13 protein-coding genes are annotated in these 17,006 nt (G+C 68.0%); 4 read left to right on the forward strand and 9 right to left on the reverse strand.

All coding sequences use genetic code 11. The features are described from left to right. Positions 1 to 17: 17 nt before the first annotated feature. The 5 genes from Q0C41_RS15085 to Q0C41_RS15105 all read right to left on the reverse strand — a co-directional run bounded on the left by Q0C41_RS15085 (position 18) and on the right by Q0C41_RS15105 (position 7,577). A complete protein-coding gene (locus Q0C41_RS15085) occupies positions 18 to 323 on the reverse strand; it encodes a hypothetical protein (protein ID WP_291984805.1) in 306 nt (101 codons plus the stop codon). Then, positions 320 to 1,270 carry a sodium-dependent bicarbonate transport family permease gene (locus Q0C41_RS15090; RefSeq protein WP_291984807.1) on the reverse strand — a complete coding sequence of 317 codons (951 nt, stop codon included), beginning with the start codon at positions 1,268 to 1,270 and terminating at the stop codon, positions 320 to 322. The genes Q0C41_RS15085 and Q0C41_RS15090 overlap by 4 nt, the downstream gene beginning before the upstream one ends. Before the next feature lie 269 nt (positions 1,271 to 1,539). Then, positions 1,540 to 3,255, reverse strand: coding sequence for an RNA polymerase sigma factor RpoD (rpoD, locus tag Q0C41_RS15095; protein WP_367079222.1), 1,716 nt, complete (start codon positions 3,253 to 3,255; stop codon positions 1,540 to 1,542). 50 nt (positions 3,256 to 3,305) lie between these two features. Beyond that, positions 3,306 to 5,069, reverse strand: coding sequence for a DNA primase (gene dnaG / locus Q0C41_RS15100; RefSeq protein ID WP_291984811.1), 1,764 nt, complete (start codon positions 5,067 to 5,069; stop codon positions 3,306 to 3,308). A gap of 6 nt (positions 5,070 to 5,075) precedes the next feature. Then, complete coding sequence (locus Q0C41_RS15105; protein WP_291984813.1) at positions 5,076 to 7,577, reverse strand: Smr/MutS family protein; 2,502 nt, start codon at positions 7,575 to 7,577, stop codon at positions 5,076 to 5,078. Between the two features lie 176 nt (positions 7,578 to 7,753). Here Q0C41_RS15105 and Q0C41_RS15110 point away from each other — a divergent pair, with 176 nt between their 5' ends. From Q0C41_RS15110 to lepB, 4 genes are all read left to right on the forward strand, one after another. Further along, positions 7,754 to 9,250, forward strand: coding sequence for a cellulose synthase family protein (locus tag Q0C41_RS15110; protein WP_291984815.1), 1,497 nt, complete (start codon positions 7,754 to 7,756; stop codon positions 9,248 to 9,250). 234 nt (positions 9,251 to 9,484) lie between these two features. Then, entirely contained in the window at positions 9,485 to 10,618 is a 1,134-nt protein-coding gene (locus Q0C41_RS15115) for a citrate synthase (RefSeq protein WP_291984817.1), read from the forward strand. Between the two features lie 290 nt (positions 10,619 to 10,908). Next, entirely contained in the window at positions 10,909 to 12,714 is a 1,806-nt protein-coding gene (gene lepA / locus Q0C41_RS15120) for a translation elongation factor 4 (RefSeq protein WP_291984819.1), read from the forward strand. Then, positions 12,711 to 13,406 carry a signal peptidase I gene (lepB, locus tag Q0C41_RS15125; RefSeq protein ID WP_291984821.1) on the forward strand — a complete coding sequence of 232 codons (696 nt, stop codon included), beginning with the start codon at positions 12,711 to 12,713 and terminating at the stop codon, positions 13,404 to 13,406. Before lepA ends, lepB begins: the two co-directional genes overlap by 4 nt. 4 nt (positions 13,407 to 13,410) lie before the next feature. Here the strand turns inward: lepB and Q0C41_RS15130 are convergent, their stop codons facing one another. The 4 genes from Q0C41_RS15130 to Q0C41_RS15145 all read right to left on the reverse strand — a co-directional run bounded on the left by Q0C41_RS15130 (position 13,411) and on the right by Q0C41_RS15145 (position 16,732). After that, positions 13,411 to 13,767: a hypothetical protein gene (locus Q0C41_RS15130; protein ID WP_291984823.1), complete on the reverse strand. Its 357-nt coding sequence runs from the start codon at positions 13,765 to 13,767 to the stop codon at positions 13,411 to 13,413. Positions 13,768 to 13,784: 17 nt separating this feature from the next. Then, positions 13,785 to 14,696 (reverse strand): DivIVA domain-containing protein, encoded by a 912-nt coding sequence (locus tag Q0C41_RS15135; protein ID WP_291984825.1) that lies wholly within the window; start codon positions 14,694 to 14,696, stop codon positions 13,785 to 13,787. 375 nt (positions 14,697 to 15,071) lie between these two features. Then, complete coding sequence (locus tag Q0C41_RS15140; RefSeq protein ID WP_291984827.1) at positions 15,072 to 15,782, reverse strand: YggS family pyridoxal phosphate-dependent enzyme; 711 nt, start codon at positions 15,780 to 15,782, stop codon at positions 15,072 to 15,074. Then, complete coding sequence (locus Q0C41_RS15145) at positions 15,779 to 16,732, reverse strand: tetratricopeptide repeat protein (protein ID WP_291984829.1); 954 nt, start codon at positions 16,730 to 16,732, stop codon at positions 15,779 to 15,781. The genes Q0C41_RS15140 and Q0C41_RS15145 overlap by 4 nt, the downstream gene beginning before the upstream one ends. Between the last annotated feature and the right edge of the window lie 274 nt (positions 16,733 to 17,006).

Genomic DNA, 17,006 nt, shown 5'->3' on the forward strand with positions numbered 1-17,006 from the left:
CTGCCAGAACGTCCGCGTCAGAACTTCTGCGGCCGCAGCACCTCGACCTCGTTCATGAACAGCACCATCGCGTAGTTGTCGTAGTAGTGTGACCGCACGTGTTCGGCGATCGTCTCCGCGGTGGCCCGGTCGCACACGATGTCCATGCGGATGTTGCGGCTCTCCTCCCAGCCGACACCCCGGTACCCGCGGCTGCCCTTGCCTCGCACGTCGGCAACCGTGTAGCCGTGTGCGCCGAGGCGTTCCACGTCCTCGCCCAGCGCCACCTCGAGCGCCGCTTCGGTGACGATGGTCAGCAAGGTGCGCGTGGTCGCGCTGCTCACGGGCGGGGCACTCCGGCGAGCGCGACGGCCTTGACGGCCAGCGCGTGGTAGAGGCGGATCCCCACCAGGATGTTGAAGGGGAATGTCACGCCCAACGAGGCAGCCAGGGACAGGGTCGGGTTGGCCTCCGGCACCGCGACGCGCATCGCCGCGGGGACAGCGATGTAGGACGCGCTGGCCGCCAGCGTGGCCAGCATCGCCGTGCCTCCCACCGACAGGCCGAGCGCGATGCCGACAGCCGTGCCCACGAGCGACGAGAACAGCGGCATGCCGATGCTGAACACCAGCAGGAAGGCCCCGTGCTGCCGCAGTGCGCCGATCTGAACCGACGTGACCAGCCCCATCTCGAGCAGGAACAGCGCGAGGAAGCCCTTGAACAGGTCGAAGAACAGCGGCGTCACTGGCGCGAGGGCTTCGGGCCCGCTGGCCCACCCGATCACCAGGCCGCCGGCCAGCAGCACGATGCCCTTGCCCAGCAGCACCTCGCGGGCCAGCGTCGCCAGACCGGGCGCGCGGGCGAGACCGCGCGCCAGTAGTATGCCGATGACGATGGCTGGCACTTCCATGATGGCCAGCAGGAAGGACATGTGCGACTCGAAGGGGATCTGGCGGCTGGCGAAGTACGCCACCGCCACGGCATAGGTGCCCACGCTCACCGACCCGTAGTGGGCGGCAATCGAGGCGGCGTCGGCCCGCGGGAGGCCGCCGATGCCGCGCAGCGCCGCGAATCCGACGATCGGCAGCAGCGAGGCCATCGCGATCACCGCGCTGGCCTGGCCCGCCAGCAGTGCCACCGGCTGGTGCGACAGCTCGACACCGCCCTTCAGCCCGATCGACAGCAGCAGGAGCATGCTGACCATGTCGTAGGCGGCCGCGGGCAACCGGAGTTCGGACCGCAGGAGGCCAGCGACGAGACCGAGCAGGAAGAAGAGCAGGACGGGATCCATGGCAGGGCGAGCCCGAGCATTGTGGGTGGAGCGACCCTGCGGCGGCAAGCGCCCTGTGTGCGCAGGACACCGCCGGACGTCGCGGGGCTCGACACCGCATCCCGATTCCGACACCGACCAGGGCGACACGGGCGAGCACGAGAGAGGGCGCCTCGAAAGGCGCCCTCTGACGGCCCGTTTGGCGAACGGGCCCTACCCACTTTCTACCTTCTACCTTCTACCTTCTACCTTCTACCTTCCGGCATTCGGCATTCAGCATCCCGGCTTTCTTACGAGCGCCCTTCCAGGAACGCCTTGAGCTTGCGGCTGCGCGACGGGTGACGCAGCTTGCGCAGCGCCTTGGCCTCGATCTGCCGGATGCGCTCGCGAGTGACGGCAAAGTTCTGGCCGACCTCCTCGAGCGTGTGCTCGCTGCCGTCGCCGACGCCGAAGCGCATCTTGATGACCCGCTCTTCGCGCGGCGTCAGCGTCTTCAGCACGTCATCGGTCTGTTCCTTGAGGTTCAGGTTGATGACGGCCTCGGCCGGCGACACGATGTTGCGATCCTCGATGAAGTCGCCGAGGTGGGAATCCTCCTCCTCGCCGATCGGGGTCTCGAGCGAGATGGGCTCCTGGGCGATCTTGAGGACCTTGCGGACCTTGGCGACCGGGATGTCCATCCGCTGCGCGATCTCTTCCGAGGTCGGCTCGCGACCGAGTTCCTGCACCAGCGCGCGCGACGTGCGAATCAGCTTGTTGATCGTCTCGATCATGTGCACCGGGATGCGGATGGTGCGGGCCTGATCGGCGATGGCGCGGGTGATGGCCTGACGGATCCACCACGTCGCGTAGGTGCTGAACTTGTAGCCGCGGCGATACTCGAACTTGTCAACGGCCTTCATCAGGCCGATGTTGCCTTCCTGAATCAGGTCGAGGAACTGCAGGCCGCGATTGGTGTACTTCTTGGCAATCGACACCACGAGGCGCAGGTTGGCCTCGACGAGTTCCTTCTTGGCCTGCTCGGCCTGCATCTCGCCGCGGTAGATCGTCTCGAGCGTGTGACGCAGGCGCTCCGGCGTCTCCTCGAGGTCCACCGACATCTGCTGCACGACGGCGCGCAGGTCCTTCTGCTTCTTGAGGAGGACCTTCTTCTCCTCCTCCTTCAGCTTCGGCTTGCGCCCCTTGGCCGTCGGGTTGACCTGGCGCTCGATGTGGTCGGCCTCGCGCTGCAGTTTCTGGACCGCCTCGACCTGCTCCTTGATCTCCTCGATCAGGCGCCGCTTGACCGCCTCGGTGAACTCGATGCGCCGGATGCACTTGGAGATGGCCACGCGCTTGCGCAGCATCGACCAGCGCGCCTTGCGCCACTTGCCGAGTTCGGCCTTGGTCTTGCCCTTCTTGATCGTGGCGAACTTCGCCTCGGCGGTCTTGAAGGCGACGATGGCCTTCTTGACGGCCTCGATCTGCTTCAGGACTTCGCGGGCGCGCTCCTCGAGACGGTCTTCGGTGACCTCCTCGTCGGTGAAGATGGCGATCTCGCGGATGGTGCGCTTGCCTTCCTTCAGCTGCTCGCCCATCTCGAGGATCTTCTTGGCCACCGTCGGCGTGCGCGAGATCGACTTGATCACCGCCAGCTTGCCGCGCTCGATGCGCTTGGCGATCTCGACCTCGCCCTCGCGCGTCAGCAGCGGGACGGTGCCCATCTCCCGCAGGTACATCCGCACCGGGTCGTTGGTCTTGTCGAGCGCACCGGGCGTGAGGTCGAGCTCGGGTTCCTCGCCCGTGTCCGGGCGGTCGAGCATCTTGTCCTCGCGGTACTTCTGCTCCGACTCGACGACCTCGATGCCGGCGTTGCCGAAGGTGCTGAACAGGTCCTCGAGTTCCTCGGCCGACGAGGTGATGTCGGCCGGAAGCACCTCGCTGACCTCGTCGTACAGGAGATAGCCCTTCTCCTTGCCGATCGCGATCAGGTGACGCACTTCGTCGTACTTGTCCTCGATGGACACGTCGGCCTGGCCGCGAACCCGGGGGGCCGGGGTCGGTTTGTCCTCGGTGCTCACTTCAACGCCTCGATCCGTTCCAGCAGTGCCTTTTTTTGCAACCATAGCGCCAGTATTCGCTCCGTGTTCGCCGCGCCGCCGGCTTCCTGCAGCTGGTCGATTTCCCGCTGCACGTGTTGCTGCTCCCGCTCCAGCCGCAGCGTTCGAATCGCCCGTACGCACGACTCGGGCGTCGCCACGACGCCCGCGCTCATCGTCAATCCGGTGACCCACCGGCGCTCCTCTTCTGTAAGACCCGCCAGGACCAGGCCAGGCATCTGGTCCGGGTCCTGCACGTCCGTGGTGAGCACCATCCGCAGCAGGCGGCCGGTGCGCAACTGCTCGAGATCGGCTTCCTCGAGCGCATCCATGGCGAGCATCGCCTCGCGCGGCGTGGTCATCACGCCGACGATGAGCTCGCGTTCCGCCCGGCTCACGCCGGGCATCGACGCACGGCGTGCCGTGTCGGGCAGCGTCTCCTGCCGCGTCACGGCCGCCTTGCGAATCTCCTGCCGGATCGTCTCCTCGCCCACCTGCGCGCGATGCGCGAGCCGATCCGCAAACTGGTCCCGGGCCAGCGCCTCCGGGATTCGGGCCGCCACCACCAGCATCTCGTTCAGGAACGCGACGCGGCCGGTCGGGTCCTTCACGTTGTGCCGGGCGGCGGCGCGGTCCAGCACGAAATCCAGGTACGACCGCGCCTGATCCACCTTCTCGCGGTAGGCGTCCCCGCCATACCGCCGCACGAAGGTATCGGGATCTTCGCCCTCGGGCAGCAGGGCCACGCTGACCTGAAAGCCCTCCGCCACCAGCAGATCCCCCGACTTGGCCGCCGCATTCTGGCCCGCCCCGTCGGCGTCGAAACTCAGCACCACCTTCGCCGCGAACCGCCGCAGCATCTGGGCCTGGGCCGGCGTCAGCGCCGTCCCGCTGGAGGCCACCGTGTTGGTGACCCCGCCCTGCCACGCCTGGAGGACGTCGAAGTACCCCTCCATCATTACGACGCTGCCGGCCTTCCTGATGGCGTGTTTGCTCAGGTGCAGCCCGTACAGCACCTTCCCCTTCGTGTACAGCGGCGTCTCGGGCGAGTTCAGGTACTTCGGCACCTGATCATCCGCCATCGCCCGCCCACCGAACGCCACGACCGACCCGCCCTCCCGGTGGATCGGGAACAACAGGCGCTGCCGGAACCGGTCCACCACGCTCCCGTCGTCGCGCTGGACGGCCAGACCGCCTCGCACCAGCTGCCCCGGAGAGAACCCCTGCTGCTTCAGATGCCGAACGAGCAGGTCTCGTGACTGCGGCGCATACCCGATCCCAAACGTCTCGACCGCCTCCGGGCGGACATCCCGCCGCTGCAGCAGGTCCCGTGCCGCCGCGCCAGACGGCCCCGCGAGCTGCTGGGCATAGAACGTCCGCGCCAGCTCGTGCGCCTTCAGGAGCGCTTCCCGCTCCACATCCTCCGCGTGCGCCTCGGGGGAGGTCGGCGCTTCCGGCAGCGTGATGCCGAACCGTGCCGCCACCCGCTTCACCGCATCGTGGAACCCGACACCTTCCTGCAGCTCCACGAACTTGAAGACATCGCCCCCCTGCCCGCACCCGAAGCAGTGGAAGAACCCCTTGTCGCGGTTGACCGTGAACGACGGCGTCCGCTCGCCATGAAAGGGGCACAACCCCTTGTACGTCGTGCCGGCCTTCCGCAGCGGCACGTACTCCTGCACGACCTGGACGATATCCGCCGCGTGCCGGATCTGGTCGATGAGCTCCCGCGGGTAGCGCACGAAGCCCTACTCCCTCAACTCGACCAGCGTGACCGCGCTTCCGCCCAGGTCGTTGGGCGCCGGCGCCGCCCGCAGCACCAGTGGGTGGGTGTTGAGATACCCGCTCAGCGCCTTGCGCAGCCGCCCCGTCCCGTGCCCGTGAATCACCCGGATCGTGCGCCGTTCCTGCATGGCGGCCTCGTCCAGGAACTTGTCGGTCCGGTCGATGGCCTCGTCCACGGTGCAGCCGACGACGTTGAGGTCCGTGCCGGTGCCCGCCGTCTCGCCGCGCAAGGCCAACCGCACGTTGACCGTCGGCGCCGCCGCCATCGTCGCGCCGCCGACCTTGCGCAACTCCGACATTTTCACCCGCATGCGCTTGCCGTTGACGTCGACGTCGGCGTCCTTGCCCGCCAGGGCGCGAATCACCCCCTGCAGGCGGAGCACGCCGACCTCGACCCGATCGCCTTCGGTCAGCGGTCCGGCGGCCTCCGGCGGTGGCGGCATCACGGGCGCGGCCGGGGCCACGGCTCCGCCGTCCCGGACGCGGTCGGCGATGGCCTCGAGCGCGGTACGCGCCGAGACGCGCAGGTCGCCAGTGACCCCCGTCGGAATCGCCGCAATCCGCTTCTGCTGCTGCTTCTCGAGCGCGGCGGCCTGCTGGCGCAGGTCGGCGACGACCTTGTCCACCTCGGTCCGCGCCTCGCGCAACTGCTCGTTCAGCCGCTGCTCGAGCTTGCGCGTGAACTGGGCCTCGCGCTCGCGCAGCGCCTCCTCCCGGCCACGCAGCTGTCGCTCGGCCGTCTCGGCCTGCAGCCGCGCCTGCGCGGTCAGCCGTCGCTCGTGGTCCAGCGACTGCAGCTCGCGATCGAGCTTCGCCATCTGATCGGACAGCCGCGCCTCGTTGGTGCTCCGCCAGGCGTGGGCCGCCTCGAGCACCGGGCGGGGGAGCCCGAGGCGTGCCGCGATCTCGAACGCCAGGCTGCCTCCGGGCGATCCGTAGATCAGCCGGTAGGTCGGCGCGAAGGTCTCGGGCACGAACCCGAAGGCCGCGCAGGTGACACCCGCCGTGCTGGTGGCGTACGACTTGATCGTCTCGTAGTGCGTCGTGGCCACGACCACTGCGCCGCGCTGGCGGAAGTGATCGATGATCGCTACGCCGAGTGCGCCGCCCTCGACCGGGTCGGTGCCGTTGCCCACTTCGTCCAGCAGCACCAGCGCCGGCAGTTTCAGCGCCTTGTCCATGGACACGATGCTGGTCATGTGCCACGAGAAGGTGCTCAGGTTGGCGGCAATCGACTGCTCGTCGCCGATGTCGGCAAACACACTGCGGAACACGGGCAGCCGCGACCCCGCCTCGGCCGGCACGAACAATCCCGCCTGGGCCATCAGCACCAGCAGCCCCGCGGTCTTGAGCGCGACCGTCTTGCCGCCCGTGTTCGGCCCCGTGATGACGAGCGCGCGCGCGGGCGGCACCACCAGCAGGTCGCTGGCCACCGGCTCGGTGGTCCGGGCCACACGCTCCCCGGGCTCGGGCTTGCCCTCCGTAGCGGAAGGCGATTCCGCGAAGGAGGGCAGCCGACGCGCCACGGCGGGAATCAACAACGGGTGCCTGGCGTGCCGCAACTCCAGCCGGCCATCGTGCGACAGCGCCGGACGCACGCCGTTGAACGACATCGAACACCGCGCCTTGGCCTGGATCACATCCAGCTCGGTGGCCGCCTCGAGCGTGGCCTGCAGGTCTTCCGTGCGGGCCCGATAGCCGTCGGTCAGCGCCAGCAGGATCCGCCGGACCTCCTCGGCCTCCTGCTCCTCGAGGGCGACGATGTCGTTGTTGACGTCGACGGTGCTGAGCGGCTCGAGGTAGAGGCTGGCGCCGCTGGCGGACGCCCCGTGGATCAACCCGGGAATCGCCCCGCGGTGCTCGGCGCGGACGACCAGGACGTAGCGGCCGTTGCGCTCGGTGACGACCTGCTCCTGCAGGTACTTCGCCGTGTCGCGACCGCGCAGGTACGACTCGAGGGTGCCGCGCAGGCGTTGCCGCTGTCGCCGCAGCTTGTCGCGCACCCCTGCCAGGGCCGGGCTCGCATCGTCGACGACGTCGCCGTGCTGACTGATGGCCTTGCGGACGCGGGCGTTCTCGGTGGTGAACCGGGAGGTGCGCCGGGCCACGGCGGCCAGCGCCGGCAGGCGGGTCGCGGCCCGCTCGACCAGGGCCGCGGTGCGGTCCACCGAATCGAAGAAGTCGGCCAGGGCCAGCAACCGCAGCGGCTCGAGCGGGCGACCGACGAGTGCGAGACCGTCGAGCGCCCCGGCGACCGCCTCGCCGCCACGGAGCGGCCAGGACTGGTGATCCTGCAGCAGCAGGAGCGCTTCCCCCGTGAGGTCGAGACTCTCGGCCACCCGCACGGGCTCGGTCGAGGGCACGAGGCCGGCGAGGCGCTGCGCCCCCAGGGGGGTGACCGCATATGAACGCACCACGGCCGCGATCTGGTCGAACTCGAGCGCGCGGAGTGTGGTGACGTGCATGGGTGGTGGCGGCGACGGAGCTGGAGAATCCAGCGCGGACGAACCTCCTAGGCTATCACGATCCGTGGCATCAGGGCACCCTCCAGCCCGGCCATTGGTTTGACCACCCATCCGTTCGTGCGGTACGCTGTGGAATTCGTGTGTCTGGACACGAATTGCAGAGACTGGCTCCGTCTATGACCCTCTCGGAACTTGCGATTCTTGCGGCGTACTTCTTCGTCCTGAGCATCCTGGCGTTCTACGGCTGGCACCGGTACGTGATGGTGTACTGGTACAAGCGCTACGCCGATCACGTGCCGGGGCCGCGGCCGCAACTCGACCCGCTGCCGGTCGTGACGATTCAGCTCCCCATCTTCAACGAGATGTACGTGGTGGACCGCCTGATCGACGCGGTCTGCCGCATGGACTACCCGCGCGAGCTGATGGAGATCCAGGTGCTGGACGACTCCACGGACGAGACGGTGGACGTCGCCGCCCTCGCCGTGCGTCGCTGGCAGAACCAGGGCTTCAACATCACCCATCTGCACCGCACCGACCGCACCGGCTTCAAGGCCGGAGCGCTCGAGCAGGGCATGAAGGTGGCCGAGGGCCGCTACGTCGCCATTTTCGACGCCGATTTCGTCCCGCCGGCCGACTTCCTCCGTCGTGCGCTGCCGCAGTTCGGCGATGCGCAGGTCGGGATGGTCCAGGCGCGCTGGGGCCACATCAACGCCGATTACTCGACGCTGACCAAGATCCAGTCGATCATGCTCGACGGGCACTTCGTCCTCGAGCACGGCAGCCGCAATCGCGCCGGCTGCTTCTTCAACTTCAACGGCACGGCCGGTGTCTGGCGGCGTGACGCCATCGAATCGGCCGGCGGCTGGCAGCACGACACGCTCACCGAAGATCTGGATCTGAGCTACCGCGCCCAGCTCAAGGGCTGGCGCTTCGTGTTCATGGAGGACGTCATCGCCCCGGCCGAGCTGCCGGTGGAGATGAACAGCTTCAAGTCGCAGCAGTTCCGCTGGGCCAAGGGCTCGGTGCAGACCGCGCTCAAACTGCTGCCGCAGATTCTCAGCGCCGACTTGCCGTTCCGCGTCAAGGCCGAGGCGTTCTTCCACCTCACCGCCAACTTCAACTACCTGTTGATGGTGGTGCTCTGCGTGCTCATGTTCCCGTCGATGTACGTGCGGTACAACATGGGCTGGTCGGAGATGCTGCTGATCGACATCCCGCTGTTCTTCGCGGCGACGTTCTCGGTGGTCAACTTCTACGCCTTCTCGCAGATGCAGGCCTACCCGAACGACTGGAAGAGCCGGCTGAAGTACCTGCCGCTGCTGATGGCCGTGGGCATCGGGCTCTCGATCAACAACACCCGCGCCGTGCTCGAGGCGATCTTCGGCAAGCAGAGCGAGTTCGTCCGCACGCCCAAGCACGGCGTCGAGCGCACCGGCGACGACTGGGTCGGCAAGAAGTACCACCAGCTGATGCTGTGGCAGCCGCTTGCCGAGGTCGCCCTCGGGCTCTACTTCACCGGCACGGTCTTCTACGCCCTCGCCAACGGCATCTACGGGACGCTGCCGTTCCTCGTGCTGTTCCAGGTCGGCTTCCTGTATCCGGGGCTGACGTCGCTGTTCCAGCAGTTCGGCGGCGAACAGGCCGAGCTGAGCACGCAGATCGCCGGGGAATAGCGCAAGGGACGAGGGACAAGGGCCGACGCAGACCAAGGGACGAGGGACCAGAAGGATCGAGGGAGCGGTGCCGGGGGATACCCGGGCCGCTCCCTTCGTCGTTGGGGGCAGCCGTCGCCACGCGCGCGGTCCTGCCCTTCTCCTCCCTTGTCCCTCGCCGCCCTGTTCCCTTGTCCCTTGCCTCCCTTGTGACTTGCGTACGTGTCCCTGGTCCCTTGATATGCTTTCCCGTCTATGAGCACAGCGGCCAAGGGCGGCCTCGAAGACGTCGTCGCGACATCGTCTGCCATCTGCTTCATCGATGGCGACCGTGGCGTCCTCTCGTATTGCGGGTACGACATCCACGACCTGGCCCAGTCGGCCACGTTCGAGGAGGTTTGCTTCCTGCTGTGGCACCGCCGCCTGCCCAACCGGGCCGAGCTCGGCGACCTGCAGTCGCAGCTGGCGGCCGGGCGGGCGCTGCCCGACGGTGTGGTGCGGCTGATGCGGTCGCTCCCACAGGGCAACGGCATGGACGTGCTGCGCACGCTGACCTCGGCGTTGTCGCACTACGACCCGGATGCCGACGACCACAGCCCGGCGGCCAACTACCGCAAGGCCGTGCGGCTGACCGCGCAGATGGGCACTCTGGTGGCCAGCTACGGCCGGATGGTGCAGGGTGGTGGCCTGATCGCTCCTGACCCGGCGCTGAGCCAGGCAGCCAACTTCCTCTACATGCTCAAGGGCGAGCGTCCGGACCCGACGTCGGTGCGCGCCTTCGACATCGGCCTGATCCTGCACGCCGACCACGAGCTGAACGCCTCCACGTTCGCCGCGCGCGTGTGTGCGGCGACGCTCAGCGACGTCCACTCGGCCATCGTGGCGGGCATCGGCACCCTCAAGGGGCCGTTGCACGGCGGCGCCAACGCCGAGGTCATGAAGATGCTGCTCGACCTCGGTGAGGACGCCACCGACGAGCGCGCCGAGGCCTTCGTGCGCGGCAAGCTGGCCCGCAAGGAGAAGATCTCGGGCTTCGGGCACCGCGTGTACAACACCGAGGATCCGCGCGCCACGCACCTGCGTCGGATGTCGAAGGAACTCGGCGAGCGCGCCGGTCACCCGCGCTGGTTCCAGATTTCGCAGCGCATCGAGCAGGTCGTGCAGTCGGAGAAGAAGCTGTTCCCGAACGTCGACTTCTACTCGGCCTCGACGTACTACACGATGGGCATTCCCATCGATCTCTACACGCCGATCTTCGCCGTCAGCCGTGTCTCGGGCTGGACCGCGCACGTGCTCGAGCAGCTGTCCAACAACCGCCTGATCCGCCCGCGCGCCGACTACACCGGCCCGACGTACCCGCAGCGCTTCGTGCCGCGCGACCAGCGCTAGAGGCCGCCGGACGAGTCCGGCGGCTCAGCCGGCCTTCGTCATTCGGTCCTGGGCCTTGGACCGTCCACGTCGCGTTACGCGCCTCGGAAGACACGTCGGGAAGGACAGTAGCGATCGGGCGTTGCAGCCCGGGACCCCGCTGCCAGGCGGTGGTTTCCGAAGGCCCACCTGTCCCGACCGAAGCGCGGGCGCGAAGGCCCAAGGCCGGCAGCGAAGCCGTCTGCCCCGGGCCGGTCAGGCGAGCCAGGCTTCAGCGAGCGCGGTGCGGCACGGTACAATGAAGGGCTTTCATGGATCCGCGCCAGGTTCGTAACTTCTCCATCATCGCGCACATCGACCACGGCAAGTCGACGTTGGCCGACCGCTTCCTCGAACTCACGGGGGCGTTGCAGGCCCGCGAGATGGAAGCGCAGGTGCTCGACTCGATGGACCTCGAGCGCGAGCGCGGCATCACCATCAAGGCGCATTCGGTCCGGCTCGACTACACGGCGCTCGACGGCCAGAAATACGTCCTGAACCTGATCGACACGCCGGGCCACGTCGACTTCTCCTACGAGGTCACGCGGTCGCTGTCGGCCTGCGAAGGCGCGCTGCTGCTGGTGGACGCGTCGCAGGGCGTCCAGGCGCAGACGCTCGCCAACGCCTACCTGGCGGCCAACAACAGCCTCGAGATCATCCCGGTCATCAACAAGATCGACCTCCCCGGCGCGATGCCCGAGGAGGCCAAGCGGCAGATCGAGGAGATCATCGGGCTCGACGCCGAAGGTGCCATCCTCGCCAGCGCGAAGGAAGGCATCGGCGTCCGCGAGATCCTCGAGGCGGTCGTCGAGCGCGTGCCGCCGCCGGCCGGCTCGGCCGACGCCCCGCTCAAGGCCCTCATCTACGACTCCTGGTACGACCCCTACCGTGGCGTCATCGTCCAGATCCGCGTCATCGACGGCACCATTCGCGCCGGCATGAAGGTGACGATGATGATCAACGGCCAGTCGTACGACATCGACCAGGTCGGCATCTTTTCGCCCAAGCCGATCCCGGTGGAGAGTCTCGGCGTCGGCGAGGTCGGTTTCGTCATCGCCAACATCAAGCGGCTCGGCGACGCCCAGATCGGCGACACGATCACCGAGGCCGCTCGTCCGACCGCGGAGCCGTTCCCCGGTTTCCAGGAGATGAAGCCGATGGTGTTCGCCGGGCTCTACCCGGTCGAGGGCCATCAGTACCCGGAACTCCGCGATGCGCTCGAGAAGCTGAAGCTGAACGACGCCGCCTTCGCCTTCGAACCCGAGACGTCGGCCGCGCTCGGCTTCGGGTTCCGCTGCGGCTTCCTCGGCCTGCTGCACATGGAGATCGTGCAGGAGCGCCTCGAGCGGGAGTTCGACGTCGACCTCGTCACCACCGCCCCCGGCGTGCTGTACCAGGTGACGACGACCGATGGCGAGACGCATGCGGTGGACAACCCCTCGAAGCTGCCCGATGCCGGCCGCATCGCGCGTCTCGAGGAGCCGATCATCACCGCGACGATCCTGACGCCGTCCGAGTACGTCGGCGGCATCCTGCAGCTGTGTCAGGAGAAGCGCGGCCAGCAGAAGAACATCGAGTACATGACGTCGGGCCGCGTCGTCATCACCTACGAGTTGCCGTTCAACGAGGTCGTGCTCGACTTCTACGATCGCCTCAAGACGGTGTCGCGCGGCTACGCCTCGCTGGACTACCACGTCACCGGCTACTGGGATTCGCCGCTCGTCAAGCTCGACATCCTGGTCAACGGCGAGCCGGTGGACGCCCTCTCGATCATCGTCCACCGCGACACGGCGTACGCGCGCGGCCGCCTGCTCGCGGCGAAGATGCGCGAGCTGATTCCCCGGCAGATGTTCGAGGTCGCGATCCAGGCCGCCATCGGCGGGCGCATCATCGCCCGCGAGTCGGTCAAGGCGATCCGCAAGAACGTGCTCGCCAAGTGCTACGGCGGCGACATCTCCCGCAAGCGCAAGCTGCTCGAGAAGCAGAAGGAAGGCAAGAAGCGGATGAAGCGCGTCGGTCGCGTCGAGATCCCGCAGGAGGCCTTCCTGGCGGTCCTGAAGGTGGGTACCGAGGCATGACGACGACCCCCACGCCGGCGGGCGCTCCGCCCAAGTCGACGGCTCGCGAGTACTTCGAGTCGATCGTCATCGCGGTGATCCTGGCGCTGTTCGTGCGCACCTGGTGCTTCCAGGCGTTCAAGATCCCGACCGGCTCGATGGAGAACAACCTCCTCATCGGCGATCACCTGGTCGTGAACAAGTTCCTGTTCGCGCCGGCGGGCTTCGAGAAGGCCCTGCTGCCGATCCGCAGCTTCCGCCGTGGCGACGTGGTGGTGTTCAAGTCGCCGGAGGATCCCGAGCGCGACTTCATCAAGCGGGTGATCGGCCTGCCCGGCGAGACCCTCGAACTGCGGCACAAGAAGGTCTACATCGACGGCACCGCCCTCGACGAGCCGTACGTGCACTACCTGCTGCCGCCGCGGCCCGACGACGAGATGACGGCCTTCGACAAGCGCGAGACCTATGGTCCGGTCACGGTGCCCGAGGGACAGCTGTTCGTGATGGGGGACAACCGCGACAACTCGCAGGACAGCCGGTACTGGGGGTTCCTGCCGCAGGCCTACGTCAAGGGCCGCGCCGCGGTGGTCTACTGGTCGTTCGAGAGCGATGCCGCCGACTACGAGCGGCCAGGCCTCGAGCAGCTCTTCTCGGGGCTCACCGGCTTCGTCACGAAGACCCGCTGGGGCCGCCTGGGCCAGCAGATCCGCTAGCGCGCTACCGCGGCGCCAGGCCCGTGAAGCGCTGCTCGCGGCCTTCCACGTCCACCACGAAATCGTACGGGTAGAAGCGCGTCGGCACGTATTCGAGCTGCGCCGTCCACGCCGTCGAGACGAACACGGTGCCGCCCTGGCGCGTCACCGCGATATCGGCGGCGCCGATCGGGACGTCGTGTTCCACCGCCAGCAACACGATGCGGTCGCGAATCTCCTCCGTCGTCTTGCGCTCCGAGTACGTGGCCACCTCGGACACGGCGTCCTTGAACTGCACGTAGTGCCAGAACACCGGCGTGATTCGCACGCCGGCGTGGACGATCAGGCCCAGCACGAGGAGACGGACGACGTTGCGGACCATGGGCGTGGCGGCGCGGCTCAGCCGAGCCTGGCGGCCTCTCCACCCTGCGTGAAGTGCGTCTCACCGGCCTGCTCGTTCTGACGCGGCCGCAGCATGCGCACCTTGTCGTCGCGCGCGTCCTGCGTGCGCACGAACTCGAGCGCATAGGTGAGCGAGGCGATCGACTGCTCGAGGGTACCCTCGACGTCGCGCTTGCGCAGGCGCATCTCGCTGACGGCGTGCTCGAGTTCGTCGAGCCGGGCATTGGCCATCTGCATCAGCACGTCCACGCGCGCCTGCGCGTCCTTCAGCATGGCGTCGGACCGTGCCTGCGCGTCCCTGAACGTCGCATCGGCGCGCGACTGGGCCTCGGTCACGAGCGCCTGGGCCCGGTTCTCCGCATCGGCCACCATCGCCTGCGACTTCGACGTGGCCTCGCGCAGCGTGGCCTCGGCGCGGGCGTCGGCGTCGCGAAGGGTCGCCCCGGCGCGGCTGTCGGCCTCCCACGTGGTGGCCGCGGCGCGGCTGTCGGCGTCGGTGGTGAGGGCGAGCGTCCGCACCTCCGCGGTATTCACCAGCGCCAGGGCCTTCGCCTCCGCCTCGCTCGTCATCGTCGTCGAGCGCAGCTCGGCGTCCTTGAGCATCGCGGTCGAACGCGTCTCGGCATCGCGGAGCAGCACGTCGGCTTCCTTGCCGGCGTTCTCGCGAATCTGGTCGGCGACCTTCTGTGCGGTGAGCAGGGTGTTCCGGAGGTTGACCTCGCGGTCCCGATGCTCGCCGAGTTGGGTCTCGGCCGTCTGGAGTTCCTGTCGAAGCCGGTCGACCTCGCGCAGGGCGGCCTCGTAGTCGTCGGCCGCGTCGGTGAGCAGCGTGCGCACCTCGTCCCGGTCGAAGCCCCGCAGGGACGTCGAGAGGTGGGTCTGGCGCAGATCGAGAGGGGTGACTTTCATGGGCCTGGACTCCTGCATGTCAATACGGGTCCGGACAAGCACATACCGTACCACGGCAGAAGTATCAGCATTTCCGCCGAGAAACTGTAGGTCCCGGTGCGTCGCGCGGCCAGCCCGATGACGAGAAACCGACCGCCAGTGACGGGTTTGCACTGGAATTGAGGCTCGTCTTGCCGACATTCAGCATTCGGCAATGAAGTGCGACCCGGGCATCGCCACGCTCCGCATCACCGCTCGGATCGGTCGGCAGGGCGTCGTGACTGAGTGGTTCGCGCAACCCGCCTATCGACAGGACCGGCTTCCGGGGAGCCGTGACGGTGTTCGCCCCGCGCTGCATTCTGCATGCTGAATGTCAGCGAAGCGCGCCTCAATTGCTCAGAGGCGCGTACCAAACAACGCCGAGCCGACACGGACGATGGTGGCGCCTTCTTCGATGGCGACCTCGAAGTCGTGCGACATGCCCATGGAGAGTTCGCGGAGTTGGTCAGGCGGGACGCCCTCGGCGAGCAGGGTGTCGCGCAGGTCCCGGAGGCGCCGGAACCAGGGCCGGACCTGTTCGGGGTCCTCGGCGTACGGCGGCAGGAGCATGAGGCCCTCGACGCGCACACCGGGGAGGTCGCGGGCGCTCGCCAGCACGTGGCGCAGCTCGGCCTCGTCGAGGCCGGACTTGGTCGCCTCGTGGGCCAGATCGACCTGAATGAGCACGGGCAGGTCGACGCCGGCCGAGACTGCCGCCTTCGACAGGCGTGCGAGCAGGTCGAGCGAATGGACGGACTGGAGGCCGGCGAAGGCGCCGGGCACCTTGTTGGCCTTGTTGGATTGGAGGGGGCCGATGAGGTGCCAGCGGAGGGGCAGGTCGGCGGTCTCGGCCTGCTTGGCCAGCGCCTCCTGCACCCGGTTCTCACCGAAATCGAGCTGGCCTTCGGCGTGCGCGGCGCGGACGGCGTCAGCCCCGAAGGTCTTGCTGACGGCAATGAGGCGGACGGCCTCGGGAGACCGTCCGCTGCGGATCGCGGCGCTGGCGATGCGCGCCCGGATGGCGGCCAGCCGCCCGGGCAGCCCGGAGTCCAGCGCGTCCGTACTCACTCCTTCGGCTTGATCGAGTCGAGGATGCCCTTGGCCTGCGCCGCCATCGCCCCGTCGGGCGCCAGCTTCAGGTAGTTCTCGAAGTACTTCGTGGCCTCGGGCATGTTGCCGCCGTTGAGGTTCGCCATGCCGACCCAGTAGTTGGCGTCGGCGTAGTTCGGGTCGGCCTTCACGGCGGCCTCGAACTGCGTCTTGGCTTCGGCGATCTTGCCGGCGTTCCAGAGGATCACGCCCTGGTTGTAGTTGTCCTGGGCGGATCCGCCGCCACTGGCCGCGCCCATCGCGGCGGCCTTGGTGGCCATCGCGGCCGCTTCCTCACGGCGACCCATGCCGTTGTAGAGGTCGGCGAGCACCTGGATCGGGCGGGAATCCTCTGGCTTGAGCTCGGCGGCCTTCTTGAAGGCGGCCTCGGCCTTGTCGAGTTCCTTCTTCTCGTAGTGAGCCGAGCCCATGTTCATGTAGCAGGCATAGCAATCGGCCTGCATCTTGACGGCTTCGGCGAACTTGGCGATCGCGGCGTCGTGGTTCTTGGCGCCGGCGGCCTCGACGCCCTCGTCGAACGCCTTGCGGAAGGCCGTCTCTTCGGCGGACATCCCCTTCGTGGCGGGCTTGAGGGTCAAGTTCATCGTCGGGGCGGTGCCCAGCCCCACCTGCACCTGGTCGGCGGCCTGGCCGGCGTCGGCCTTGGCCGTGACCCAGTACGGACCGGGAGGCAGGCCCACCTGAATGAACTCGCCACGCTTGTTGGTCTTGACCTCACGCACCATGTTGGTGCCGCCCTTGAACTCGATGGTCACGACGGCCTTGTCGACCGGCTCTCCCTTGCCGTCGACGACCTTGCCCTTGACCTGGCCAGTGGTTTGGGCGGCGACGGGAACCCCGGCCGCGACGAATGCGATCGCGAGAGTGGCAGCCGCCACGAGGCGCGTGCCGAATGTGAATGCAGACATTGAATCCTCCGGGACGTCGGATCGTCCGACCTCACAGTCTATCCGCCTTCGCCCCTCGACAACAGTGGGGGCTATGGCGGACAGGTCCGCGCCCCTCGACAACGGTGGGGGCGCCGGGAGCAAGGGAGGAGGGAGCAGGTGTGAAGTCACCAGGGCGGCAAGGGACCAGGGACAAGGACTCGAGGGACGAGGGACCAGCGACCCGCCGCGCCTCGGCCCCTTGTCCCTGTTGCCCTGTCCCTTGTCCCTCGACGCCCTGGTGACTTGCGTCCTT

The organism is Luteitalea sp., assembly GCF_022842525.1.
In the GTDB taxonomy this organism is placed as follows: domain Bacteria; phylum Acidobacteriota; class Vicinamibacteria; order Vicinamibacterales; family Vicinamibacteraceae; genus Luteitalea.